This window comes from Psychrobacillus sp. FSL H8-0484, assembly GCF_038005325.1.
Classification (GTDB): domain Bacteria; phylum Bacillota; class Bacilli; order Bacillales_A; family Planococcaceae; genus Psychrobacillus.
The window spans coordinates 42,657-69,223 of sequence record NZ_JBBOSZ010000001.1 but is presented as its reverse complement, the minus strand read 5'-3'; the positions used below and the strand labels follow the sequence as shown (position 1 = coordinate 69,223).

The following is a 26,567-nucleotide window of genomic DNA, read 5'->3' as shown; positions in this document are numbered from 1 at the left end:
AAAGTGATTTCCAAAGTTTCTAGCCTTAACTTTGGAAATCACTTTTTTAATTATGGGAGATTTGCTGTTTGTGATGATTATCATGAACGATAAAATCAGTGAAGTAACTGCGAATAGATATTTGGTGCTCTCCTATATAGAAAACTTTGTCCCACTCTACTTCATCAATTTGTAGAAGTTGTTCGATAATTGCTTTCCTTTGTTGTTTTGCGTAAGTAAGGGTTTCTGTAAATCTTTGTTCATGAGCTCGTGCTGCGGCTTTTGCATTAAAGGTCTCAAAATTTGGAAACGCCTCAAGCTTTTCACCTTCTTTCATCAAAGGTAGACGCTCATTTAACGTAAATCGATCCCATTCTGCTAAATGCATGATAATTTCATTTGGTGACCATTTACCTTCTTTATAAGGGGTGTTCGCCGTCTCTTCGCTTAGCGTAAAAAGTGAATCCACCCAGTCTAAATAATCTTTGTGTGATGTTAGAATGCCCTCTTTGCTCATAAATTACCCTCCCGCTACTTGTTAAGTCTAATAAATTGTACAAAAAAAGGCGTCAGCAAAGCTGGACACCTTTCATCTATTAAACATTTTTTCTACCGATAAAACAGACAGCATGTTATCCTCGTTTAGCGCCTCTGCCACCGCGCTTAGATTCAGTTGCACGCTTTAACGTAGACAAACGATCTTCACTATCCTTTAAGAATCGTGCCATTTTTTGCTCAAAATTCTCTTTGCCTGGACGATCACGATCATTTGGGCGATTGTTGTTACGTGGACGCTGAGGACGTTCTGGTCTCTCCGGTCTTTCCGCTTGAGGCTTTGCTTTACGAATAGATAATCCGATTTTGCCATCCGCTTCAACATTCATCACTTTTACTTCAACAACATCTCCAACCTTCAAATGCTCATTAATATCCTTCACATAATTATCCGCAACTTCGCTAATGTGAACCAGACCTGTTGAGCCTCCTGGTAGCTCGACGAACGCTCCGAAGTTAGTGATTCCTGTTACTTTACCTTGTACCTTGCTGCCTACTTCAATTGACATAAAAAAAATGCTCCTCCTTAAATTTTAAGCGACTCTTAAAACGAATTTGTATTTATTTAATACAGACTCTACCTTTATTATAGCTAACAAAAAAAGAGTGTCAATAAGACTACTCTTTTACGGGTCGCTTTTTTAAAATTATTTTCCCTCTTTATCGGGCAAAGTAAAAATAATTTCCCCTTCTTCTGAAAGGAAATATTCTTTTCTTAATAATTTTCCAATGTACTCGTCATCGTTTAACTTGGAAATTTGCAGTTTTAGTATTTCTTGCTCTTCTTGCACTTTTGCAAGCTCTTCCGTCACTTGCTCTTTTTGTAGCTTTTTTTCTTCTAAAGTACTTTTACTGTTTATTAAGGTCGAAATGAAAAATCCTATAATAATAACGGATAGAACTCCAAATATACTTAACCTTTTAAATAAGCGTATTTTTTTTGACTTTTTATGTGTTTCTTGACGTTGGACAGAACGAACATAATCCGTATTAATGGATGCAACTTGTTTCTCTGTGGGTATGTTTTTTTGTTTCTGCCTCATGTCGCCCTCTCCTATCAAACTATTTCAATTTTTTAGTGTACTTTTTATTATAACGTAGGTTTGGTTTTTTCTGAAGGGCCAAATGCCATATTTTTTGATAGAGAAAACGAAAAGGTTTTAGGAGTACCCCTATAATCACTAGGATAAAATGCATAATTTTACGTAGGATCGTTACTATTAATCCTAAGATAAACCATATTGGCTGTACGACTAAACGCAAAAAGATTCTTCCAGCTAGCCGAAATACGGGCTGAAAAAACTGCTCATACAATAGAATTCCTACTATTTGTGCAAGCGGGTCATATATTCGCCATATTCCATCACGCACATTAAAAAGGAGGTAAAAAGTTCCTATTCCAAGAAATATCCATACTAAAATTTCTAAAGCAATACGATATTTAAAAATCAAGGAACGCCGCGGAAAATTATCCGTTATAAAGCGCGTCCCTTCGATTATAGCACCAACTAGCACTCCGCTCAGGGTCATTAATAATAAAGTAAAAAACTGTAGAGAGAGTGTCATCCGAATAGTTTATGAAGTAACCCTCTAGCGCCTTCTAAATTCTGCTCCTCATCATATTGCATTACTCGAACAATTCCTTCTAAAGTAAGAAGCCCTTTATCTACATCTAAATGGACAATTTTCAAATCGTCTCCTTTAATGTGAAGAATACCTTGAGACGTTCTTACGTAAAATTCTTGTTGATCGAATCGTTCAATTGATTTTACAGATGTTAAGTCCATTCTTTTGCGATTTCTTAAGGAAATTAAGTGATCCCCCGATGGAATTGTAATTGTTTGGTTTTCTGCTTGATATTGCATATAATCTCTCCTCTCCTTGTCCTATTTTCATTGTATGCACATAAAAAAAAAGCATGACAACTGCCATGCTTTTTTCTCAATAAATATTGATCCAACTTTAAACTAGTATCATACAATTCTTAGTCTTCATCATCTATAAATTCTGGATCTACTTTTTCTAGTCGCTCTTCTTTTGTAATAGTAAACATTGAAGCTGCATCTTCTTTTTTCGCAGAATCTTTAATAGCATCGACCATAGCTGTCACCACTTTTTGTCCAAAGCGGATAGACAACTCATCTCCTACTTTGACAACAGAACTTGCTTTCACTACTTTTCCGTTAATTGTAATTCTTCCTTGGTCTGCTACTTCTTTTGCTAATGTTCTACGTTTGATCAATCTGGAAACTTTTAAAAACTTATCTAATCTCATGAAGACACTACCTCTCTAATTTTTTGGCTTCTTTCCAAAATCCATCTAGTTCTTCTAAATTATAGCTGGAAAAATCGCCTTTTCCTTCTTTTACACGCAACTCAATAAATTGGAATCTTCTATTAAACTTCTCGTTAGCTTGCATCATTGCTAGCTCTGGAGATAGTCCGTAAAAGCGCGCTAAATTGACAACTGTAAATAACAAATCTCCCAGCTCATCTACTTGCGTATCCTTTGTACCAACTTCCAGCTCTTTTTTCCACTCATCTAGCTCTTCCTCAAACTTTTCCCAAGCTCCAGACACATCTGGCCAATCAAACCCAACTTTTGCAACTTTCTTTTGATAATTAAAAGAGGTTAACAAAGAAGAATCTGTTCTCATTTCTCCATCTAATAAAGACTCCGTAATCTTTTTTTGCTCTTCCGCTTTAATCTGTTGCCAGTTGCGAAGAACATCCTCTGAATTATTTGCTACTACATCTCCAAAAACATGTGGATGTCTTCGAATCATTTTATCTGAGATCGCTGCTAGAATATCTTCTAAACTAAAGTATCCATTATCTTCGCCTATTTGCGCATGTAAAAACACTTGGAGAAGTACATCTCCTAGTTCTTCGACGATGTGCTCATCATCTTCTTCATCGATCGCTTGGAGAAGCTCATACACCTCTTCTACAGCATATTTCTTTAGAGAGTCATGTGTTTGCTCCTTATCCCACGGACAGCCGTTAGGGCCACGTAAATCAGCTACAATCTGTCTAAGTGTTTGCCACTCCTTCAATCTATTTTCTTGCGCAAGTATTGGTGGAACATATAATGTTGTTAAATTATCTAATTTCATTACTCGATCTAACTCGTATAATGGCACCTTAGTTAATTTTTCTTGGGAAGAGCCAGCAGCGGTAACAATCGTTACTTCATATTCATCTGGGTACTTTTCCATCAGAGTTAGTTTTACTTCTGAGGCACTAAAGGCATCATAGACTTGGCCTATTAGTACATGGGAACCCATTTGTATATCATCACGCTTTAAGCTCGTTCCGTCTAATAACTGAAATCCTTCAATAGGATCAATTCGCAAGGCTGCAAATATAGGGTCTAAAAAGCTTTGTCCACCCTCAATTCGAATTATTACTTTTCCTTGTCGCTCGGCTTCAACTAATAACTGAACAGTTTGTTCCGCTACTAAGGGATGGCCTGGCACTGCGTATATAACAGGATTATCCTTTGCCAATTGAAGAAGCTCGTCCACAATTTCTTCATAAACCCCTTCAAATTGTTCATTCTTTTCATATATACCATCAAAGCTCGTCCATGTAAGGCCTTCTGCTTTTAATTCCTGCAAAACAGGATGTTGCTCTGTACGGACATAAAGATGCTCTGCTGTTTTTAGTTTTTTATATATTCCCAGAGGTAACTGATCTAAATCACTTGCCCCAAGGCCGATAATTGTTATTTCATTCATCTACTCACAACCTTACTTTTCTTTATTCAACCAAAGCTGAAAGGTAGCCATTCTTCTTCCGAATGGCAATAAAAACCACTCTTTTTCCGCAATGACTCGCCTTTTTGCCAATATTACTAGAAATATACACGCTCCTAAAAGAACTGCACTTAACGATATAACGACTGACTGAATTCGACTCGATAAACGAGCAAACAAAAAGGCATCTGCCACGTATACATATGCAACTACACAAACAATCATCATTATTGAAGAAATAGCAATACCTTTATAAAACGAAAAAGAAGCAAAACTTATTTTCCAACTCTTTTTAAAGTAATAAAACATCAGAACGAACACGATTGCTAAACTAATATTTCCAGATATAGCTGCACCTAGTACCCCATAAGATGGTATAAGCATACCATTTAATAGCCACTTACTGCATACTCCAAGTAGTAAAAACAATGTAGGCATACCCACCTTACCACTTCCTTGCAGCATTGCCATTAATGTAAGAATTAATGACATCCATATAATCTGAAAGGAAAATACCATTAATGTAATAGATTCATCTCTCGTTTGGAAAAGCATTTCATTTACATATGGTAGTACTACGATAAGACCCAATGTGGCAGCAATTCCAAAAGTAAAAGCAACTCGATAGGTAAGCTGCATGAATGGTATAGCTGTTCGCCCTTTTTCTTTGTTCATTCGATGTGCGACAAGGGGTACGATCGCTAAAGATAGTGTAGAGGCAATTACTATTCCTAGTTGTACAAGTGGTTGGCCTCGATCATAAATTCCTTTCTTCTCCATCGCTTGCTGCTTTTGCATACCGCTTTCAAGAAGTAATTGAAAAACAGTAAATGAGTCGACGAGCTGCAATAGTAAAAATAACAAGGCACTAATACTGGCACCGATGCTAATCAGTGTCAAATCTTTCACAACTGGCCATAACTGCACGGGTTGGCTTTTGTTATCCATGCTCTTGTGTCTAACTGTTTTCCAATAAGCAAAGGATAAAAATAAAACCCCAGCTAATTCACCTACTACCGCTCCATACATCGCCATACTCCCTGCCTTGTATAGATCCAAAGTATTTGACACAACAATCCATGTGCCCAATAAAATGACGGATACGCGTACAGCCTGCTCTACTATTTGGGCATAGGCAACTGATTCCATACGCCCTTCGGATTGGAATTCTCCTTTTAAAACAGCAAGGATAGGCATTAATAAAATCACGTAGGACCCTGCTTTTAATAATTGAGCTAAATGTGCATCTCCCATTGCATTTGCTAAAGAATCCGCACCAAAGAATAAAAAAAGAAAAAATAAAATAGATATTATCCCAATATAGTAAAAAGCTATTTGTCTAACTTTTGGAATGGCATACGCTTTACCTGATACTTTATAATCTGACAAAATTTTAGATAACGCAACTGCAAACCCGTAGGAAGTCCATGTAGTAATAATAGCAATGAACGGATACACTTGTTGGTAAATATAGAAACCTTCATCGCCTACTAAATTTTGAAAAGGTATACGGTAAACAGCACTTAGCAGCTTTACAATGATTGCTGCAACTGTCAGCATTGCCGCTCCCTTCATATATGTTTTCATATTCCAATCATTACTCATCATAAAATCCTTCTTCCATCCAGCAATAGCACTATTATATACAAAAAAACCTTCCTCTTGTAGAAAGAGGAAGGTTTTTTTAATTCTCCATTTGTTTTGCTAAAAAATTTGCAGCTGTTTCAATTGCTTTTAATTCTGCTTCCCCAATATAGTGCACTTTGGAAATGATAAAAATTGCCCCTATCGGATCTCCAGACGCGATAATGGGTGCAATACAATAAGATTTGACTGTTTCAAAAACACCGGGTACCCATTCTACAGAGTTTTCATGTTTTTCCATAACAATAGTACGCTTATTTACAATGTCTTCTACATCAGGGCTTATCCTACGTTTCAAATAATCCTTTTTAGACAGGCCTGCTGCTGCAATCATTTCGTCACGGTCACTTATTAATACTGGTGTTCCTAACGTCTCGTAAAGAGTCTCCGCGTATTCTTTTGCAAAATCTCCAAGCTCATTAATCGGTGAGTATTTCTTTAATATTATTTCTCCTTCTCTATCCGTAAAAATTTCCAGAGGATCTCCTTCTCGGATGCGAAGTGTTCGACGAATTTCTTTGGGAATAACTACTCTTCCTAAATCATCAATACGACGTACGATGCCTGTTGCTTTCATGTAATGTGCCTCACTTTCGACAGATTGGGAACTAAAGTTCATTTCTGCCATAGTATGTATCACATGCCATCAAAATATGCAAAGTACTATTCTACTTTATCTATTTCTTTTTTTGCTTTAGGTAATAACATCATCATATCCTCTAATATATCAAATGAATTAAATCTACCTACCTTACGTTCATCTATTGTAATCACTAAGTTTGCATTGTTCATATTAAATCCAACTGCGCGGCCATACTTCATCGATTCCTCTACAAGCATTGCACCGTTTATATTTTTTGTTCCTTCTCCATTTAAACGAATGGAAACAATTTTATTTGCTTCTTTAATTGATTCCACGCCAACAGCTTTACCCCAAACTTTCATTCTGGCAATACGCAGTAACTTTTCTGCTTCAAGAGGCAAATCACCAAAACGATCCTGTAATTCATCTATAAGATCAAAGTATTCTTCTTCCTTTTCCATTGCTTTCACACGTTTATACATCTGAATCTTTTGGTATCCATCTGGTATATATTCATCTGAAATATATGCATCTGTACTTAATACAATTTCCATATCAGCTATATCTTCTTTTTTAACTCCGGTACGTTTTTCTTCAATTGCATCTTCCAGCATTTGTGTGTATAAGTCAAAGCCAACAGAGTCTATGAATCCATGCTGCTGCGAACCTAATAAGTTTCCTGCCCCACGGATAGATAAATCTCGCATGGCAATTTTAAAGCCAGATCCCAGCTCTGTAAATTCTTTAATTGCTTGCAATCTTTTTTCCGCAACGTCTGTGAGAACTTTATCTCTTTGATGCATTAAATACGCATATGCAACACGGTTTGACCGTCCAACACGCCCTCGTAACTGATAAAGCTGAGACAATCCCATTTTATCTGCATCATGTATGATAAGCGTATTTACGTTAGGAATATCAATTCCTGTTTCAATAATGGTTGTCGTTACTAAAACATCGTATTCTCCTTCTAAAAAGCTAATTATGACGGATTCTAGCTCTGTTTCAGACATTTGTCCATGTGCAAATCCTACCCGCGCACTTGGCACAAGCATTTGAATTTCATCCACTTTACGCGTAATGTCTTCCACTCTGTTGTATAAATAAAACGCCTGTCCTCCCCTAGCAAGCTCTCTTTCGATTGCCTCTCGAACAAGAGAACCGTTATATTCCATCACATAAGTTTGAACTGGAAAACGATTTTTGGGAGGTGTCTCAATAACAGATAGATCACGAACACCAATCATCGACATATGTAATGTTCGTGGAATTGGTGTTGCTGTAAGAGTCATCACATCTACATTTGTTTTTAATTGTTTAATTTTCTCTTTATGTTTTACTCCAAATCGTTGCTCTTCATCCACAACTAGGAGCCCTAGATCATGATATTCAACGTCCTTCGATAGTATGCGATGTGTTCCCACTGCCACATCTACTAAGCCCTTTTTTAAGCCACTAGTAGTTTCGGTTTGTTGTTTTTTCGTACGAAAACGACTAAGCAAACCAACTTTAATCGGGAAATCCTGAAAACGCTCCAACATGGTCTCGTAATGTTGTTGGGCAAGAATTGTCGTTGGACATAAAAATGCTACTTGTTTGCCTTCCATTACAGCTTTAAACGCAGCGCGAATAGCTACCTCTGTTTTTCCGTATCCTACGTCTCCACAAATGAGGCGATCCATTGGTCGGGCTTTTTCCATATCTTGTTTGACTTCTTGAATAGAACGAAGCTGGTCTTCTGTTTCCTCATACGGAAAGGCCGCTTCAAATAATTGTTGCATTTCCCCATCTGGTTCAAATGCATATCCTACCTCTGCCTCACGTTTTGCATAAAGCTTCAGTAACTCATCTGCAATATCTTGAACAGCAGCAGATACCTTCGTTTTAGTTTTTTTCCAATCCGCTCCACCTAATTTATGGAGCTTTGGATCCTTCTCTCCAGAAGCGACATATTTTTGTATAAGATCAATTTGATCCACTGGAACAAATAATTTATCTTCACCACGATAACGTATATGCAAATAATCTTTATGAATTCCGTTAACTAGAAGTGTTTCTATTCCGATATATTTCCCTATCCCATGGTGTATATGTACAACATTATCTCCTGGTTTTATTTCCGAATAACTTTTAATGCGTTCCGCGTTAGTTACTTTTTGCGTTCTTGCTTTTTTCTTATGCCTTTGTTTAAATAATTCAGCGTCTGTTATTACTGCAATTCGTTGGAGAGGCAATTCAAACCCAGCTTCTAAATCACCTTCTACAATATAAATTCCTGGGTTTTGTAAATCCTCTACAGTGGCCCCAATCTTTGAAACTATTTCATAATCTTCTAAAACATTATGAACCTTCTGTACACGATCTTTTCCATCTGCAAGAATTAGAACACGGAACCTTCCTTGTAAAAATCGTTCCACTTCATTTTTTAACAAATGAATTTGTCCGTGGAAGTTTTGCATTGGTTTACAAGAGATGCTCATATTTTTCTTAATAGTTATTCCTGAGAAGGTACGTGAAAACAAAGAAAAGTATAGTTTCTCATTGGGAAGCATCTGCAAAATTTCTTTTAAGTTAAAGGACGGCTTTACATTATGAACTGTTTTTCCTTCTTCTAACAAAGACAAAAACCAATCGTTTTCTTCTCTTTCTAACGTTTCTGTTACTTCTTGAATTCTTCCTAGCTCATCAAATAATACCAAACCACTTTTATTAAAATAGTGACCTAAAAAATTTGTTTTCTCAAGCAATGATACGTACTTCATAAATTCTTTTGGTTGCTCACCTTGTTTTAAGAGTTCAATATCTTGCTGTATATTTTGATAAAATTGCTCTTTTAATTCTTGTGTTTTAACCTTTTTCAAACTTTCAGCTAAAGCTTCTTCAAGTTTATGGGCAAGTAATGCTTTTTTACTTTCCGTTAACACGTATTCAGATGCTGGTAAAATACGAATATCTTTTAGCTTTTCTAAAGAACGCTGATCCTCCGCAGAAAATGTACGAATAGAGTCAACTTCAGTGTCAAACAACTCAATACGGATCGGGTTTTCTAAATAGAGTGGATAGATATCAACAATTCCACCTCTTAAAGCGAATTCTCCAGGTGTTGTGACCATTGGTTGTCGGACATACCCCATATTCACAAGGCTTTGCAGAAACGTTTCCAGTACGATTTCGTCGCTCTCTGCAATTGAGACTGTACTCTCTTTCCAATCCTCCACACTCGGCATATGCTTCTTAAGACCTGCAATCGGGACAATGTAAATACCATTTTTTTTCGTCAGCATATGATCTAACGCTTCTAATCGTTGTGCCCGAAGCTCTGGACTCGTTATCGATATATCTGCAGCTATAAGCTCATCTGCAGGGTAAAGTCGCACTAAATCTTCCCCAACTAATTTAACTAAATCCTCTGTCAGTTTTTGAGCATGAAGTAAGTTTGGTGTAACGATAAGAATGGATTTCTCCAGGGAATTGTATAGCAATTTAGTAAAAACAGCTCTAGCACTTCCAGAGAGACCTGTTATTAATTGTTGGTCCTTTCCACTCTCTAATTCTTTCACTAGCTTTTGTATATGTGTATCTTCGATTAATAAGTTGCTTAGAAGTTCCATTTCAACCCACCCTTAGTTAATTAACGAAAGTACCTATTTTATGATGATAACAAAAACAGAAAAAGGCTTTGTGCACAAAATTGTGCCAAAGCATCTTTACTGTATCCATTTTTTCAAAGCATAGTAATTTGGGAACTTTTGAAGGGAGCTCTGACACTCTTCACAAATGCATTGTACTGTGTAATCTCCATCAGCTCCGTTTTCTATATATATATGTTGTTCATCCGGTTTAATTTCATGTTTAAGCAAAAATTGACTGTCTATAGAATCGAATGGCAACTGACCAATTTCTGTTTCACAATGACGGCATTTATATCGAATTGGCATGGTCACTAAAACCCCCTTTTTAGGAAGTATAGACCTTACCATCATTTTTTATGCACCATTGTATGTATTCATTACTTCTAAAAAACTTTTCAGCAGCCAATCTTCACATGCATCTGCACTTTTTTTCACCGCTTGCTCCATCTCAGTCTTTTCGTCATCACTAAATCTAGATAACACATAGTCTGGAACTTTCATCCCGTTTTTAGGGCGATCTACTCCAATACGAATACGATTAAATTCTTGTGTACCAAGATGCTGAATAATAGATTTTATGCCGTTATGACCACCAGCACTTCCCTTTTGACGTAGTCGAAGTTTTCCTACTTGTAAATCTAGGTCATCATAAATAACAACTATTTGGTCATCTTCAACCTCAAAATAATCCATCATAGGTACAATACATTCTCCGGATAAATTCATATATGTTAGCGGTTTTAATAACATCACTTTTTCCGTTCCAACATGAGAAATACCATACATCCCATTAAACTTCGATTGTGTAAGCGGTATATTTAAACGACTGGAAAGCTCATCTATTACATGAAAACCAATATTATGCCTAGTCGATTCATATTGCTTCCCTGGATTTCCAAGACCTACAATAATTTTCATTCCATTCCATTCCTTTAATACGTATTTCCTTTATTTTATCATATTCAAAACAAAAGAGATTGCCTTAGGACAACCTCTTTTGTTTTATTATTCTTCTGTTTTTGTTTCTTCAGTGATTTCATCTGTGTCAGCTTCGGTTGATTCAGTTTCTTCCACTTCGACGCGAGGTGCTGAAAAAGTCACTAGTGTATAGTCATCTTCATTCACAATTGTATAGTGTTTTTTTGCTCGAATATCTGCGACCGTTAAGGTATCACCAATTACCATGTTCGATACATCCACATCAATACTTTCAGGAATATCAGAAGGTTTCACCTTAATCGTAATTTCTCGGTTCGGTTGTTGAAGCATTCCACCCTCGGAAACTCCTACTAAATCACCGATCACATTCACTATGACGTTTACTTCTAGTTCTTCCTTCATGTTGATCGCTAAAAAGTCTGCATGAATTATTTGACCTTTTAAAATATTCATTTGGTAATCACTTAATACTACGTTGACAGGTTTACCGTCTACTTCTAGTTTCATGACACCATTCCGACCAACTTCTCGAAGCGTTTTGGATAGATCTTTTTCATTTAAGGCAATCGATTGTGTTTCCAATTCAAATCCATAAACTACTGCTGGGATGAAACCATTTTTTCGTAACTTCGCATTATCTTTATGTTCACGCTTTTGAGTTTTAACTAATGTACTCATCTATTTTCATCCTCCTATAAGTTCTTATCCTATTTAGATATATACCCATTTGGAGGACGTTTCAAACGTTATAGTATCAATCAAATAATGTACTTACAGATTTCTCTTCGAAAACTCGTACAATTGCATCACCTAACAATTTTGCAACAGACAATTCTTTGATTTTTGGAGAAGTTTTATCTTCAGCTAATTGAATAGAGTTAGTAATTACTAATTCTTTTATAACAGAATTATCAATACGTTCAATTGCCGGTCCAGATAATACTGGGTGTGTGCAACAAGCGTATACTTCTTTTGCGCCACTTTCCATAAGTGCTGCTGCCGCAATAGAAATAGTGCCAGCAGTATCAATAATATCATCGATTAATATAGCTGTTTTACCTTCTACATTACCTACGATATTCATAACCTCTGCCACGTTTGGACGCGGACGACGTTTATCAATAATTGCAATTGGAGCTTTTAGACGATCTGCCATTTTACGAGCACGAGTAACACCACCGTGGTCAGGGGATACGATAACCAATTCTGCCGGATCAAAGTTTTTACCCAAGAAGTAATCAGATAAAATTGGAGCTGCCACTAAATGGTCTATTGGAATATTAAAGAATCCTTGAATTTGTGGAGCATGTAGATCAAGAACGATCGCACGAGTTGCACCTGCAGTTGTTAATAAATCTGCTACAAGTTTAGCTGTGATTGGCTCACGAGCACGTGCCTTTCTGTCCTGACGTGCATATCCGTAATAAGGGATTACTACACTAATTGTACGAGCTGAGGCACGTTTTAGTGCATCAAGCATTATTAATAATTCCATAAGATGTTCGTTTACAGGACCTGAAGTTGATTGAACAATGAATACATCGCATCCACGAATACTTTCTTCGATATTGATCTGTACTTCACCATCACTAAATCTAGTAACTGTACTTTTACCTAGAGGTACTCCTACTTCTTTTGCGATTTCTTCTGCTAATTCTCTATTAGAATTAAGAGTAAATATTTTCAATTTTGAGTTTGCATATTGTTCTGGCATGGTAATCCTCCTGAGTTGTGGGTTATTTTAGTTTTTGTTTGTTTACGTAGCCTTCTTTATTCTCCTGTCGAACACGGCCTATTGCAAGTGCTTCTCCAGGTACATCTTTTGTAATAGTAGAACCTGCAGCAACATATGCTCTACTGCCAATCGTAACTGGTGCTATTAAATTGGAGTTACAGCCAACAAAAGCATCGTCTTCAATCGTTGTTACAAACTTATTTTCTCCATCATAGTTTACAGTAATCGCTCCACATCCAACGTTTACATTCGAACCAATGGATGCATCCCCCATATAACTTAAATGAGAAATTTTACTTCCGTTCCCTACTGTCGATTTTTTTACTTCGACAAAGTTTCCGATTTTTACATCATTGCCAACCTCTGACTTTGGTCGAATATGCGCAAATGGACCAATAGCTGTGTGATCTCCCACTTCACTAGATAAAACGACAGATGAATGGATAGTTGTTCCATTTCCAATTACACTTGAAACAATATGGCTGTTTGGACCTATCGTGCAGTTTTCTCCAATAGTAGTTTTACCTTCTATGATTACTCCAGGCTGAAGAACTGTGTCAGGACCAATAATGGCATCGCTACTAATGTATGTATTTTGAGGATCTATAATCGTTACGCCTTCACGCATATGATGATGTGCAATACGAGAACGCATAATTTGTTCTGCTTGAGATAATGCAATACGATCATTTATCCCTAGTGATTCTTCAAATTCATTTGCAGCAAAGGCTGAAATTACTTCGCCTTCTTTTTGTAAAATCTCGATTACATCCGGTAAATAATATTCACCTTGAGCGTTTTCATTTTTAACTAACTTTAAAGATTTAAACAAAGCTTCGTTATCAAAACAATACGTTCCAGAGTTAATCTCATTTACAAGCAGTTCTTCTTGCGATGCATCTTTTTGCTCTACAATGCTTTTAACATTTCCATCTTCCGATCGAATAATTCTCCCATAACCAGTTGGATTATCCGCAATTGCAGTTAAGATGGTTGCTTTAGCACCAGTCTGTTTATGATGATTTAATAGATCATTCATCGTTTCTACGGTTATAAGTGGTGTATCACCACATATAACAATCGTTGTACCTGAAAGAGTTGCAAGTGCTGGCTCTGCCTGTAATACGGCATGGGCAGTTCCTAGTTGCTCTACTTGTAGAGCATATTCACTTCTATTCCCTAACTGACTTTGAACAGTTTCTGCACCGTGGCCTACGATCGTGACTATTTTTTCAACACCTAGCTTCTCCATGTTTTCTACAACGTGTTCTACCATAGGCTTCCCACAAACAGGATGTAATACTTTATATAGACTAGACTTCATACGAGTTCCCTTACCAGCAGCTAATACGACCGCGTAAGTATTTGTCATTTTCCGTTTTCCCTCCAGTGGGCTAATTTCCTCTTTTGACTATAGCCGAAATGAAGCGATTTTTCAAGGAAATATCTCTTGACAAATACATTACAAAACAAGTAATATAGACAATTTTACTGCACAAAAAAACCATCTCTATCATAGAAATGGTTTTGTTTTGTAATTATACTATTATATGCTTGCTTCTTTTAATCTTTCTTCTTCTACATCATCACTTAGATGATAAGCATATAATACCGCTTCTTGAATTTTTGAGCGGGTTCCAGAATTTATCGGATGTGCAATGTCACGAAATTCGCCTTCAGGAGTTCTCTTACTCGGCATCGCAACAAATAATCCATCATTTCCATCAATTACTCGTATATCATGTACAACAAATTCGTTGTCCAGTGTAATGGAAGCGATAGCCCTCATACGGCCATCTGTCAGTACTTTTCGTAATCTCACGTCAGTTACTTCCATTTCTTCACCACCCCTTTTTTCAAATTGCAAAAATCCATCTTATTTACTATTCCACAAAAATTTAAAATGTCCTTCTTTATTTACGAATATTTTTAATATTGTAAAACAAAAGTATTAAAATACGTATTCTTAGAATCCTGTAATATTTCATCACGGCTATTGATTATCCAATTTACACATTAAAATTTTACAAGAAATGTGCAAGGATCCCATTTTGCACTTGTACGTTTTTGGTTCGCTTTAGACGAAATGATCACTACATCATTACCGCGGGCTAAGTGCATATTTTACTGCTTACTTTATAAAAAGGAACTGGCCAATTCATTCATTTCCAAAATCTTTAAAACTTTGTATCGTTTTCGGAGGTCTTTGGACAGACTTATTGCTCTATCATTACCGATTGATTTTTAATAGAGGCTGGTCGTTTGTCCGTCCGTCGCCCTTCTTCAACAGTACGAATAAGGTTAAGATTTTTTTAGATAATGAGTGAATAGATGCTTTCCAACTCATAAAGGAAGCACCCGAAGATGCAATTTCGAGTGCTCTAGTGCCCCTCTATACAATAGATGCTAACTATTTTTTTATCATATACTCTTTTACCAGTAGAAGAAAATTAGCAGAAATGCTCTTCTTAAAAATTCTTGCTAGCTAACAGGTACATCCCCTCTGCCTTACCTTGTATACAATCCACTGCATTTTCCTATCGTTCAAAGTACCAGTGACTTTATGCACGCAAAAACTAGATACTTCCTTATCTTTTAGTTGTCCTTTCTTTTATAATTGATTTGAAAACATTTACTTGATTGTAGTGGAAGGCGGCGACTCCAGCGGGATGAGTGAGACAGATGAGACATCACAACGCACGCGCAAGCGGCGGTGATGGCACATCGTTCACCCCGCGGAAAGCGTCCGCCTGTAACGGAAATCAACAGTAGTATTGAATCGATTTTTTCTCCAAAATATCTGAACACTGGATTTATGGAATGGAAAATTATATACTTTCTTATTCTTTCAAAAAAAAAAGCATGCTTTCCGAAGAAAACATACTTTTTATCTTATATAATTGCTATTACTTCTATTTCTACTTTTACATCTTTCGGTAGTCGAGCAACCTCTACTGCAGAACGCGCTGGTTTGTGCCCCTCAAAATGTTTTTCATATGCTTCGTTAAATTCAACAAAATCGTTCATGTCTTTTAAAAAGACTAATGTCTTTACTACTTTTGATAAGGAAGAACCTGCTTCCGTCAGTACTGCATCTAGATTAGCAAATACCTGTGCTGTTTGTTCTGTAATAGAACCTTCTACTACTTCTCCTCCAGGTGTTAATGGAATTTGACCTGAGCTATAAAACATTCCATTTACAATGACTCCTTGAACATAAGGTCCGATAGCCGCTGGTGCATTAGTTGTTGATACTGCTTTCATCTAAATTTCCACCCTTCTCAAAATAATTTCCTTCAGTTAATGCTATTGTGCCATCTTTTTCATTGACTTCATGAAGTTTTACAAGAGATAAATAATCGTCTACTAACTGTTCACCCTCATGCTCTGCCTCTACTAATACAGCAATGCCTGCAAGCTCACAATTAAATTCTTCTAGTAAACTCTTCATCCCATTAATCGTACCCCCGACTTTCATAAAGTCATCGGTGACTAATACTCGCTGCCCTTTTTCCATACTTCTTTTGGAAAGAACCATTGTTTGAATACGTCTTGCAGATCCAGAAACATAATTAATACTTACTGTTGGACCTTCTGTCACTTTGCTATCTCTACGAACAACCACGACTGGTACATTTAAATGTCTAGCTATGGCATGTGCAATAGGAATACCTTTTGTGGCAACCGTCATAATTGCATCTATTTTTTCATTAGCAAAAGCTGAGGCAAAAACTTTACCGACTTTATTCATAAGAGACGGGTTCCCCAACAAATCCGTCATATATAAGTAGCCACCAGGTAACAGGCGTTCTACTTTGGAAAGCTGTTCGATTAAATCTGCAGCAATTTGTTTTACATCTTGATCAGTCATTGTAGGTATAAATTTTACACCACCTGCTGCTCCAGGAACAGTTACAAGTAAACCTCTACCTCTTTCTTCAAACGTTTCTTTTACAATAGTTAAATCTTCACTAATAGAAGACTTAGCTGATTCATACAATGAAGCAAAGAACGTTAAAGAAATTAATTTATGGGGGTGTTCAATTAGATAGTGAGTCATGTCTACGAGCCGTTCACTTCTTTTCCATTTCATATAATCACCTCAAATCACGAATGTTTTATTAAAAACTTAACACAATTATCCGTGTTTAAGCAAGTGAATCCCGGTCTCCAATTAATCGAACTACATAAACCTCATCACAAAAACCACGAAGTCCATTATATATCCTCTGCACTCTCGACTCTTGGTTGACCAGCCCAAACACAGTTGGGCCACTACCACTCATCAACACAGCATCTGCACCAAACTTATGCATTTGTTCTTTTAATCCAGCAACCTCTGGATATAACTTTAGAGTAACCTCTTCTAATACATTCCCCACGGAAGCACACATCAAATCAAAATCTTTTTCCTCTATTGCTTTAACCATATGTTTTGTATTTGGATGTACTATATTATTTATTTTTAAATTACCATAAATATCTGCTGTCGAAACTCCTAACGTTGGCTTTGCTAGGATTATCCAACAATTTGCGGGAGCTGGTAGTTCTCGTATCTTTTCTCCCCTACCCGTTGCAAGTGCTGTACCCCCGTATACACAAAAAGCAACATCTGACCCTATCTTCGTACCAATTTGGGCAAGCTCGTCCAAAGTAAGTCCTAAACCCCAAATTGTATTTAACCCTCTTAACGTTGCAGCGGCATCACTGCTACCACCAGCTAAACCGGCAGCCACTGGTATGTTTTTCTCAATTTTAATGGAAACTCCTAATTTCACCCGATACGTATCTTTCAGTACTTTTGCGGCTTGATAAGCTAAGTTTCGATGATCATTTGGCACAAAACGATCAACTGACAAAATATGTATTTCTCCATCTTCTCTTACTTCTAATCCAATCCGGTCCGCCAAATCAACTGTTGTCATAATCATTTCGACTTCATGGTAACCATCAGGACGTTTATGTAATACATCCAGTGTTAAGTTTATTTTGGCAGGTGCTTTTACATAATACATACCATCTGCTCCTTTTCCAACATATATTGTCCCCTATTTTACCACAGTAATTTCTATTTGAAAAAAACGAAAAGCATGCTTGTACAACACAAAAAAGAAAAGGCGGATTTCTCCGCCTTTTCTCCTTGCTAGTTGTCCACTATTCTTTGGATTTCGTTTGCATACCGGTTTGTAACCAGAATAGTCATATTCAAGATTTACTTTGGCAACTTCGATTGCTGTTCAGCCATTTCAATTGCTCGCTTTACCATATTACCTGCATCACGTGATTTTATTCCACCCCAGCCTTCGGTCTTGACTACCTCATAAAATCCAAGATCTTTTGCAATCTCTTCTTTTAATTCTTTAGACATAATACCTTTTCTAGCCAAATGGGGAATCCTCCTTTTCAAATACGCCTCGGTGTATTTTCATCTAGATTTTGATTTGTGGTTGGACCTGCAGGATGCAGGACACTCAGTTACTCTCGCACGGGTACGACGAACATAAGCTAACATCCTAATGCAAAATCTGTGCCATCCGCCTGAGGCAGTAACTTTATTCAGCTTGTACCTTTACCTCTCGCCACTGCGCAAGCTCGTTGCAAATAAACATAACTGAATTAAGTTGAACAACTAGCTTTATAAGTATGTCCGGAAAACAGAAAAAAACTCCTTTTCTATTCAGCTGAACAGAGAAGGAGTTTTTTTACATATAAAAAATCGAAAATAAAAGTTCTAAACAATCATTTCACAACTATTAAATTATTTGCTTCATCAAAAATAGTGATTTCTACTGCTTCTGTCAAAATGTCTGCATAACTATAAGATACACGTTCAAAAGAATTTTCATCTTGATCCAAGTCGATAACGAATACAGCATGGTAAGTTTCTCTTAATACACCGGCACGTTCGATTGTTTTCTTTCGTCCTCCGTTTGCTTTTAACTGCAAACGTTTGCCTAAATGATGATCTAATGACTTCTTAATATCAGCTAAAGTTTTTGGCATTTCGCTTACACCTCACTGAATACTATGATACCATTGTTTATAATTTTTGTCAAACAAAATATTTTAACAATCATAACACATACTTGTCAACGTTTTTATTACTTATATACAACACTTTTGTTTATAAACATTACTAATATTGTAACAAGTGTTATTAATGAAAATGAGGATATAGCTCATCCGCTAGTTGACCAAACTCTACGATTGATAAAGTTTCGCCTCTTCTCGTCGGATCGATATTCACTTTTTCTAATGATTGAAGGATTAACTCTTTTTTCATTTTCCCGTTTGGTAAAGAGGACTGCAGATTATTAATAATTGTTTTTCTTCTTTGAACAAACGATCCCCTTGAAACTTTAAATAAAAAATCTTCATCGATTACATGTACGGGAGGTGTCTCATGTCGAGTAAGTTTTATAACCGCAGAATCCACATTAGGCTGAGGCATAAAAACAGCCTTTGGAACAACCATTGCTACTTCCGCTTTCATATAGTATTGAATAGCTATCGACAGCGAACCATATGCTTTTGTACCTGGTGAAGCAGTAATTCGATCCGCTACTTCTTTTTGCATCATGACAACCATTCCACGAATTGGTAGACGATCCATTAATAATTTCAGTAATATTGGTGTTGTTACATAGTATGGTAAGTTCGCTACGACCATTACATCTTGAAAATCAGAAAGTTTTTCTTTAAATAGTGCTTTTACATCTGCTTCTAAAATATCGGAATGAATAATTTCAACATTGTCATAAGGTGACAATGTGTCTGCTAAAACTGGCAGCAAACGTTGGTCAATTTCAAAAGCTACAACTTTTCCAGCTGCTCTTGCTAAATGCTCCGTTAAAGCTCCGATTCCCGGTCCTACCTCAATAGCAGCAGAATCCTTTGTCAGATCTGCATGACCGACAATATTCCGTAATATATTTGGATCGATTAAAAAGTTTTGACCTAAACTTTTTTTAAACGAAAAGCCATATTTCTTTAAAATTTCTTGTGTTCGAATCGGTGTTGCGATGTCTTTATGCATAATTTATTTATCCTCCATATTGAGCTGCAAGATTGCTTCCTCTAGCTGCTGTATACTAATTTGAAAAATGGAAAGGCGCTTTTGCAACTGCTTTCCATTTGTATATCCTATTTTCAATAGTTCTCCAAGCCTTGTTCTTCGTTCTTTGGAATTTGGATGACCAATAAGCTTTCCATCTACTAAAACTTCTAATGGAATATTCGGTGTTACATCGACATCGGACTTTGGAGTATATACATTCGCCAGTGCACCGCGAATATCCTCATCTTTTGCATGTTCAATCCCTAACCCTTTTCCATTTTTAGCAATTGTTTTTTCTTTTGATAAAAACGCATGCTTTACACCTGGAACATGCTCTTCAATAATCGCGCGTATACGTCTTCCTGGATAATCGGGATCCGTAAAAACAATGACACCTCTTTTATCTTGTGCATGTTGGATTTTAATCAGCGTCTCTTTTGAAATAGCTGAACCATTGGTTTCAATTGTGTCTGCTTCAACAGAACGTTTAATAGCAGTTGTGTCATCTTTTCCTTCTACGACTATGACTTCTTTTATTCGCAAACCAACTTCCTCTTTTCTGTCTTCCTTTTGACCTCTATCATAACGCAAAAAAGCTCTCCCTATCAACGAAAGGGAAAGCTATAAGAAAATCTAATACCTCTTTGCACATTTGCTTCTAAATTTTTATCAAACCTGCTTGATATATTGCTCAAAAAAATCTGTGACAATCGCTAGAGGCATTGGGCAACAGGATATTGGTTACTTAGTCTTTGCTCGGTTCAGCAGGGTTTTCTCCCTCCGCTGAATTAAGTTAATTTAACACTTTAATACGTACTTTTTTGCGGCCATAGTCGTAAGCCTTTGTTTTAGACGGCATAAATAGATCAATTTTATTTCCTTTTATTGCTCCACCAGTATCTCCAGCAACAGCATATCCATAGCCATCTACCCAGACCTTAGATCCTAGTGGGATAACGTTAGGATCCACTGCAATAACTTTTACATCTGGATTGGATCTCAAGTCGATACCTGTTGTAGTAACGCCAGAACACCCATTACAGTAAGCGGTATAAGCTGTTGCGGTTACGAAAAATTCATTTCCTTTTGTAGATGCAGCAGTAGCCGACTCCCCACGGGATACACTAGCAGTTACTACCTTCGTACCCACTGCCACAACTTTTTTCGTCGGCTTTTTGGTAATCTTTTCACCCATTACATTACGGGATACTTCTACACCATTTTCTTTGATTACTTCATAAGTACGTGAAACGGATCCTTTTTCACCCGCTTGCACAACTTTTTCTTTTCCCTTAAGTAGCGAGTCATCTTTTTTCGTTTCTACTGCAAAGTTTGTTTCTTCCTCAACTACATCGGTGACCTTTTCTACTCGCACTACTTGTATTACAGAATTAGGAAGTACTAATTCATCCATTTCCTGTTCCACTCGGTCGAATTCATTCATTTGAATGTTATGTTGTTTTAAAAAGTCAGCGACCGTAGTCGAAGTGGACCATACCTTCGTCTCTTTCTTGCCATCTAAAAGCGATAGTTCAAATGCTTTTTCAATTGCAATTTTGTTATCAGGTCCAACCTCTGCATCCGCAGCAGGCGTTATTGCATCATGTTCGTTTACTTGAACCTTTGCCTTTGCTAGTACTTCTGAAACTAAATCAGCAGTGGTGGTGATTGTTTGATTTTTCCCATCTACTGTGATTTCTATTTGTCTTGCCTGCTCCCACTCAATCGATAAGTTATTTTTGATTGACGTGTTCACTGAGGGGTGTAAATAATCTTCGTTGGTAACTTTTAAATTATTTTGCTCTAAAAGTTCTCCAACTGTATTTGCATGCGTTAATATCTCTTGTTGTTCACCGTTAACAGTTAAGACAACGGTTTTCTTTGTTCCTTCGTACAAAACGAAAGAAACGACTGCAAGAAACAATAGTAAAGATACTACAGCTACTAGTGTTCGCTTGCTCCTCAATGAATGAAAGAACAGATTTTTCATGGAAATATTTGTCATGAAAAACGCCTCCTTGTTCACTCGAGTGATTATATAGAGTACTTTTCAACTTGTCAACAGTTTAGGATTTTTCACACTATTCAAACACACAAAAACCTTACTCCCCTAACAGTGTGGTAAAATTTCCAAATTCTAATCAACCAGATGAAAAAAATTCTTTGCATTGGTTGTAGTTGCCTCTGCCACTTCTTCAATTGATACCCCTTTTAAACGTGCAATTTCTTCTGCTACAAGTGTCACAAGTGCAGGTTCATTTCTTTTTCCACGATGGGGATGTGGGGCTAAATAAGGAGCATCTGTTTCAATTAATAAATACTCTAAAGGAATTTCTGTTGCTACCTCTTTCGGTTTCTTTGCATTTTTAAACGTAACTGGACCTCCAAGTGAAATCAGAAAGTTCATTGCAATACATTGTTTCGCTGTTTCTACACTTCCACCAAAACAATGCATTATTCCGCCTGTGAGGTGTGCTTCTTCTTCTTTTAAAATACGAACAACATCTTCTGTTGCGTCTCGATTATGTATGATAATCGGTAAATTCACTTTTTGGGCTAGGCGAATTTGTTTTCGAAACAGAACCTGTTGTACTTCCTTTGGTGACTTGTCCCAATAATAATCGAGTCCTGTTTCTCCAATTCCAACTACCTTTTTATGCGCTGAAAGTTCTTCAATCCATTGTAAGTCTTCTTCCGTGCAATCAATTGCATCTACAGGATGCCATCCAATTACGACATATATGAATTCGTACTCTTCCGCTAGCTTCATTGCTCTTTCAATTGTTTTCCGGTCAAACCCTATAACAACCATCTGATTTACATTTGCTTGTAGAGCTCTTTCTATTACTTCCTGAAGGTCTTCATCATATTGATCTGCATTTAAGTGTACATGTGTGTCTATAAACATAATATTGTCTCCTCGCAATAGATTCTCTTGATATTAAAGTTAATTTATGTTCCTAACAATACTATTACAATTTCATAGAAAAAGGGACGACTTTCACTTTTCTTATTATCTTTTCCTTTTCTAGTAACAAGTTATTTCAATATAATCAATCTTCAATAGTATTTCAAAATATTATTCATATGAAAAAACCTGCCACTTGAGCGACAGGTCTTTTCTAACTTAAATCAGCCGGTCTTTTAAGTACTGCTGAACGCAAATACGCCAAGACGTATTTGATTTTATTATTTCACGGTTGCGCCATTTTCGAGTTTTTCATCTACTGTAGCGATTGTTAAATAACCATCTTTTTCACCAGCTAGAATCATCCCTTGTGACAATTCCCCTCTAAGTTTTACTGGTTTCAAATTAGCAACAACAATTACTTTTTTACCAATAAGATCTTCTGGTTTATAATGCTGTGCAATTCCTGAAACCACTTGACGCTTTTCATATCCCATATCTACTTGTAATTTTAATAACTTATCAGCTTTTGGAATTGGTTCGCATTCTAGAACAGTTGCTACTCGCAAATCTACTTTAAAGAAATCATCCACTGTAATTTCTTCTGAATCTGGTTCTTCTTCCACTTCTTCCTGTGGTGTTTGTACAGAGCCACGCATTTGCTCACGAATATATGCAACTTCTACCTCTACATCTAGACGCGGGAAGATTGGAACTCCAGTATTAATTACTTCTGTTCCATCTTTAATAACATTAAATGAACCTAAGTGATTCCAGTTTAAATGCTCCTCTGATAGACCAAGCTGCTCGATAATCTGTCTTGGACTATTCGTCATAAATGGTTGAATTAAGGTCGCAATTTGACGCAAGCTTTCTGCTAAATTAGTCATTACAGCTGCCAATTGACCTTTCAACTCTTCCTCTTTTGCAAGTATCCAAGGCTGTGTTTCATCAATATATTTATTTGTACGAGAAACTAGTGACCATACATCACCTAACACAATGCTAAATTGCATTTTCTCCATGTTTGCTTCATATTTTTCTACTGTTTCTTTTGCAAAATCCTGAAGAACTACATCAAACTCAGTTGGTTCAATTTGTTTCGCTGGAATTTTACCTTCAAAATATTTATTAATCATCGAAACAGTTCTATTTAATAAGTTTCCTAAATCATTCGCCAAATCGAAGTTAGTACGTTCTACAAATGATTCTGGAGAAAATACGCCATCTTGACCAAATGGAAGCTCTCTCAATAAGAAATAACGTGTTGCATCTAATCCAAAACGCTCCACTAACATCTCTGGATATACAACGTTCCCTTTAGATTTAGACATTTTACCATCTTTCATCATAATAAATCCATGTGCGTATACCTTTTTAGGTAGTGGTAAATCCAGTGCCATTAAGAAAATCGGCCAGTAGATTGTATGAAAACGAACAATATCCTTTCCTACTACATGCACATCCGCAGGCCAGAACTTTTTAAACAATGAATCGTCATCTGACATATAACCAAGTGAGGTAATATAGTTTGTTAAAGCATCTACCCACACATAAATAACATGCTTTGGATCTCCTGGTACACGAATTCCCCAGTCAAAGGATGTTCGAGAAACAGAAAGATCTTCTAAACCAGGCTTAATGAAATTATTAATCATTTCATTTTTTCGAGATTCGGGTTCAATAAATTCTAGATTATCTTCATAGTATGCTAATAAACGATCTGCATATTTCTTCATATTAAAGAAGTACGACTCTTCTTTTACCTTCTGAACTGGACGACCACAGTCTGGGCAATTACCATCTACTAATTGTGTTTCAGTAAAAAATGATTCACAAGGTGTACAGTACCAACCTTCATACTCCCCTTTGTATATATCTCCGTTATCTAAAAACTTTTGAAAAATCTTTTCGACAATTTTTGTATGGCGTTCTTCTGTTGTTTGAATAAAATCATCATAGGAAATGTCCATTAAAGCCCATACTTTTTTAGCAGCCTCTGCAATTTCATTTACATATGCTTGAGGCTCCATTCCAGCCTCTTGTGCTTTTTCTTGAATTTTTTGACCATGCTCATCCATTCCTGTAAGGAAACGAACGTCATACCCTCTTAATCTTTTGTATCGTGCCATTGCATCGGAAGCTACGGTTGTATAAGCAGTACCAATATGAAATTTCCCACTTGGATAATAAATGGGCGTTGTTAAATAAAATGTTTTCTGTTGTTCTTTCAATGTAATATTGCCTCCAATGCTGAATCTTCTATATTCTTTATTCTATCGAAATGAAGTACTTGTTTCAATCAATACATCCAGACAACATTGTCGAATATTATTTGATTTTGTAAGTTTCCAATTATTTGATAATATAGGAAAATAATTACTTTTACGAATATAATGTATCATTATATTATCATTCCTGTTCAATATATATCATTTTTTTACTATAAAATAAGAAAATATTAAAAGTTTAATTATTGACGAAAATGGTAGTACTTGGTATGATAGAGTACATAAAAGAGGTTTATGTCGAATTTTGACGAAAAATACTCACTCTTGAGAGGGGCAAAATTTATTATGAAATCTACAGGTATTGTTCGTAAAGTTGATGAATTAGGTCGCGTAGTTATTCCGATTGAACTTCGTCGTACACTAGGTATTGCAGAAAAAGACGCATTAGAAATCTACGTGGATGATGATAAAATTATATTAAAAAAATATATGCCTAATATGACATGTGCTGTTACTGGTGAAGTATCAGATGACAACCTACGCTTGGTTGGCGGTAAATTAATTCTAAGCCCTGAAGGTGCAGAACAACTTATTAAAGAAATTCAAAATAGCCTTAAATAATAGAACAAAAACATCCGTAGCCTTTCGGCTTACGGGTGTTTTTATTAATTTACATGGTAATTTTGATAAACATCTCTTTTCGATAAGCCTCTTTCAATCGCCACTTCTTTAATTGCATCTTTCGAATGATATTGCTTATCTTCTATGATACGATCCACGTGCTGTTCAATGCTTAAATCGGCCCACCATGGTTTATCTTCGAGTTCTACCACTTCTTCATGGCTGCCTTCTATTACAATACAAAATTCTCCACGAATTTCAGACTGTTCTACCCATTCAACAGCTTCATCAATCGTTCCTCTTAGAAACTCTTCGAATTTTTTCGTTAACTCTCTTGCTAATACTATTTGACGAGTGCCTTCCATAATTGATTGCATATCTTTTAGAGAGTCCTTTAAACGATGGGGAGATTCATACAATATAATTGATTCTTGCCTTTTTTGCAGCTTTGTAATTTCTGCTTTTCTCTCCTTTTTATTTCTACTTAAAAATCCGTAAAAGAAGAATGGTTGTGTCGATAATCCTGATGCAATTAATGCACTAAGTGCTGCATTCGCTCCTGGAATCGGAACTACTGCAAATCCTTCACTAACAGCTTTTGTAGCAATATCTGCTCCAGGATCTGAAATACAAGGAAGTCCTGCATCACTCACTAATGCGATACGTTTGCCTTGTCTAAGTAGCTCTAATATTTTTTCTCCACCTACTTGTTGATTGTGATCATGATAACTCATAAGTGGTGTCGATATCTCAAAATAATTACATAGTTTTTTCGTATTTCGCGTATCTTCCGCTGCAATTATATCTACTTCTTTTAATATTCGAATGGCACGCATCGTCATATCTTCTAAATTACCGATGGGTGTTGCAACTAAATATAAACAGCTGCTTTGTTCGTGCTCGGTCGATTTCTGAGATTTCATTG

28 protein-coding genes are annotated in these 26,567 nt (G+C 36.4%); 1 reads left to right on the top strand and 27 read right to left on the bottom strand.

The window, feature by feature from the left end:
* Window positions 1-46 precede the first annotated feature (46 nt).
* The 26 genes from MHH81_RS00330 to metG all read right to left on the bottom strand — a co-directional run bounded on the left by MHH81_RS00330 (window position 47) and on the right by metG (window position 25,024).
* Entirely contained in the window at window positions 47-496 is a 450-nt protein-coding gene (locus tag MHH81_RS00330) for a DinB family protein (protein ID WP_340916649.1), read from the bottom strand.
* A 115-nt stretch (window positions 497-611) separates the two neighbouring features.
* Window positions 612-1,043, bottom strand: a complete 432-nt coding sequence (locus MHH81_RS00325; protein WP_340916646.1) for a S1 domain-containing RNA-binding protein — start codon at window positions 1,041-1,043, stop codon at window positions 612-614.
* A 138-nt stretch (window positions 1,044-1,181) separates the two neighbouring features.
* Window positions 1,182-1,577, bottom strand: coding sequence for an FtsB family cell division protein (locus tag MHH81_RS00320; protein ID WP_340916643.1), 396 nt, complete (start codon window positions 1,575-1,577; stop codon window positions 1,182-1,184).
* 19 nt (window positions 1,578-1,596) lie between these two features.
* Window positions 1,597-2,100, bottom strand: a complete 504-nt coding sequence (yabQ, locus tag MHH81_RS21260; RefSeq protein ID WP_445678057.1) for a spore cortex biosynthesis protein YabQ — start codon at window positions 2,098-2,100, stop codon at window positions 1,597-1,599.
* Complete coding sequence (yabP, locus tag MHH81_RS00315) at window positions 2,097-2,399, bottom strand: sporulation protein YabP (protein ID WP_340916640.1); 303 nt, start codon at window positions 2,397-2,399, stop codon at window positions 2,097-2,099. The genes yabQ and yabP overlap by 4 nt, the downstream gene beginning before the upstream one ends.
* A gap of 119 nt (window positions 2,400-2,518) precedes the next feature.
* Window positions 2,519-2,809 (bottom strand): RNA-binding S4 domain-containing protein, encoded by a 291-nt coding sequence (locus MHH81_RS00310; protein WP_340916636.1) that lies wholly within the window; start codon window positions 2,807-2,809, stop codon window positions 2,519-2,521.
* A gap of 7 nt (window positions 2,810-2,816) precedes the next feature.
* Entirely contained in the window at window positions 2,817-4,274 is a 1,458-nt protein-coding gene (gene mazG, locus MHH81_RS00305; RefSeq protein ID WP_340916635.1) for a nucleoside triphosphate pyrophosphohydrolase, read from the bottom strand.
* A 12-nt stretch (window positions 4,275-4,286) separates the two neighbouring features.
* Window positions 4,287-5,900, bottom strand: a complete 1,614-nt coding sequence (locus tag MHH81_RS00300) for a putative polysaccharide biosynthesis protein (protein ID WP_340916631.1) — start codon at window positions 5,898-5,900, stop codon at window positions 4,287-4,289.
* Between the two features lie 76 nt (window positions 5,901-5,976).
* A complete protein-coding gene (gene spoVT / locus MHH81_RS00295; protein ID WP_340925064.1) occupies window positions 5,977-6,513 on the bottom strand; it encodes a stage V sporulation protein T in 537 nt (178 codons plus the stop codon).
* Window positions 6,514-6,599: 86 nt separating this feature from the next.
* A complete protein-coding gene (mfd, locus tag MHH81_RS00290) occupies window positions 6,600-10,130 on the bottom strand; it encodes a transcription-repair coupling factor (RefSeq protein ID WP_340916629.1) in 3,531 nt (1,176 codons plus the stop codon).
* Between the two features lie 96 nt (window positions 10,131-10,226).
* Entirely contained in the window at window positions 10,227-10,457 is a 231-nt protein-coding gene (locus tag MHH81_RS00285) for an anti-sigma-F factor Fin (RefSeq protein WP_340916627.1), read from the bottom strand.
* A 48-nt stretch (window positions 10,458-10,505) separates the two neighbouring features.
* The gene (gene pth, locus MHH81_RS00280) at window positions 10,506-11,069 is read right to left on the bottom strand and encodes an aminoacyl-tRNA hydrolase (RefSeq protein WP_340916625.1); all 564 of its coding nucleotides are present in this window, start codon (window positions 11,067-11,069) and stop codon (window positions 10,506-10,508) included.
* Between the two features lie 87 nt (window positions 11,070-11,156).
* On the bottom strand, window positions 11,157-11,768 hold the full coding sequence (locus MHH81_RS00275; RefSeq protein ID WP_340916623.1) for a 50S ribosomal protein L25/general stress protein Ctc: 612 nt from the start codon (window positions 11,766-11,768) through the stop codon (window positions 11,157-11,159).
* A gap of 76 nt (window positions 11,769-11,844) precedes the next feature.
* Complete coding sequence (locus MHH81_RS00270; RefSeq protein WP_340916621.1) at window positions 11,845-12,804, bottom strand: ribose-phosphate diphosphokinase; 960 nt, start codon at window positions 12,802-12,804, stop codon at window positions 11,845-11,847.
* Window positions 12,805-12,826: 22 nt separating this feature from the next.
* On the bottom strand, window positions 12,827-14,197 hold the full coding sequence (glmU, locus tag MHH81_RS00265) for a bifunctional UDP-N-acetylglucosamine diphosphorylase/glucosamine-1-phosphate N-acetyltransferase GlmU (RefSeq protein WP_340916619.1): 1,371 nt from the start codon (window positions 14,195-14,197) through the stop codon (window positions 12,827-12,829).
* A 174-nt stretch (window positions 14,198-14,371) separates the two neighbouring features.
* Window positions 14,372-14,662: a septation regulator SpoVG gene (gene spoVG / locus MHH81_RS00260; protein WP_340916616.1), complete on the bottom strand. Its 291-nt coding sequence runs from the start codon at window positions 14,660-14,662 to the stop codon at window positions 14,372-14,374.
* A gap of 1,055 nt (window positions 14,663-15,717) precedes the next feature.
* Window positions 15,718-16,089 carry a RidA family protein gene (locus MHH81_RS00255; protein WP_340916614.1) on the bottom strand — a complete coding sequence of 124 codons (372 nt, stop codon included), beginning with the start codon at window positions 16,087-16,089 and terminating at the stop codon, window positions 15,718-15,720.
* A complete protein-coding gene (gene purR, locus MHH81_RS00250) occupies window positions 16,067-16,918 on the bottom strand; it encodes a pur operon repressor (RefSeq protein ID WP_340916612.1) in 852 nt (283 codons plus the stop codon). Before purR ends, MHH81_RS00255 begins: the two co-directional genes overlap by 23 nt.
* 55 nt (window positions 16,919-16,973) lie before the next feature.
* Window positions 16,974-17,840, bottom strand: a complete 867-nt coding sequence (gene ispE / locus MHH81_RS00245) for a 4-(cytidine 5'-diphospho)-2-C-methyl-D-erythritol kinase (RefSeq protein ID WP_340916611.1) — start codon at window positions 17,838-17,840, stop codon at window positions 16,974-16,976.
* Window positions 17,841-18,037: 197 nt separating this feature from the next.
* Complete coding sequence (locus tag MHH81_RS00240; RefSeq protein WP_340916609.1) at window positions 18,038-18,211, bottom strand: small, acid-soluble spore protein, alpha/beta type; 174 nt, start codon at window positions 18,209-18,211, stop codon at window positions 18,038-18,040.
* A gap of 353 nt (window positions 18,212-18,564) precedes the next feature.
* Window positions 18,565-18,828 carry a biofilm formation stimulator Veg gene (veg, locus tag MHH81_RS00235; RefSeq protein WP_053591096.1) on the bottom strand — a complete coding sequence of 88 codons (264 nt, stop codon included), beginning with the start codon at window positions 18,826-18,828 and terminating at the stop codon, window positions 18,565-18,567.
* Window positions 18,829-18,982: 154 nt separating this feature from the next.
* The gene (gene rsmA / locus MHH81_RS00230; RefSeq protein WP_340916603.1) at window positions 18,983-19,861 is read right to left on the bottom strand and encodes a 16S rRNA (adenine(1518)-N(6)/adenine(1519)-N(6))-dimethyltransferase RsmA; all 879 of its coding nucleotides are present in this window, start codon (window positions 19,859-19,861) and stop codon (window positions 18,983-18,985) included.
* Between the two features lie 3 nt (window positions 19,862-19,864).
* Window positions 19,865-20,425, bottom strand: coding sequence for a ribonuclease M5 (rnmV, locus tag MHH81_RS00225; RefSeq protein ID WP_340925062.1), 561 nt, complete (start codon window positions 20,423-20,425; stop codon window positions 19,865-19,867).
* Between the two features lie 250 nt (window positions 20,426-20,675).
* Window positions 20,676-21,887 carry a ubiquitin-like domain-containing protein gene (locus tag MHH81_RS00220; protein ID WP_340916600.1) on the bottom strand — a complete coding sequence of 404 codons (1,212 nt, stop codon included), beginning with the start codon at window positions 21,885-21,887 and terminating at the stop codon, window positions 20,676-20,678.
* Between the two features lie 132 nt (window positions 21,888-22,019).
* A complete protein-coding gene (locus MHH81_RS00215; protein ID WP_340916597.1) occupies window positions 22,020-22,790 on the bottom strand; it encodes a TatD family hydrolase in 771 nt (256 codons plus the stop codon).
* 281 nt (window positions 22,791-23,071) lie between these two features.
* Window positions 23,072-25,024 carry a methionine--tRNA ligase gene (gene metG / locus MHH81_RS00210; RefSeq protein ID WP_340916594.1) on the bottom strand — a complete coding sequence of 651 codons (1,953 nt, stop codon included), beginning with the start codon at window positions 25,022-25,024 and terminating at the stop codon, window positions 23,072-23,074.
* 342 nt (window positions 25,025-25,366) lie between these two features.
* On the opposite strand from metG, the gene MHH81_RS00205 reads away from it, so the two are divergent.
* Window positions 25,367-25,642: an AbrB/MazE/SpoVT family DNA-binding domain-containing protein gene (locus MHH81_RS00205; protein ID WP_340916592.1), complete on the top strand. Its 276-nt coding sequence runs from the start codon at window positions 25,367-25,369 to the stop codon at window positions 25,640-25,642.
* 44 nt (window positions 25,643-25,686) lie between these two features.
* On the opposite strand, the gene rsmI is transcribed toward MHH81_RS00205, so the two are convergent.
* Entirely contained in the window at window positions 25,687-26,565 is an 879-nt protein-coding gene (rsmI, locus tag MHH81_RS00200) for a 16S rRNA (cytidine(1402)-2'-O)-methyltransferase (protein ID WP_340916589.1), read from the bottom strand.
* Window positions 26,566-26,567 lie beyond the last annotated feature (2 nt).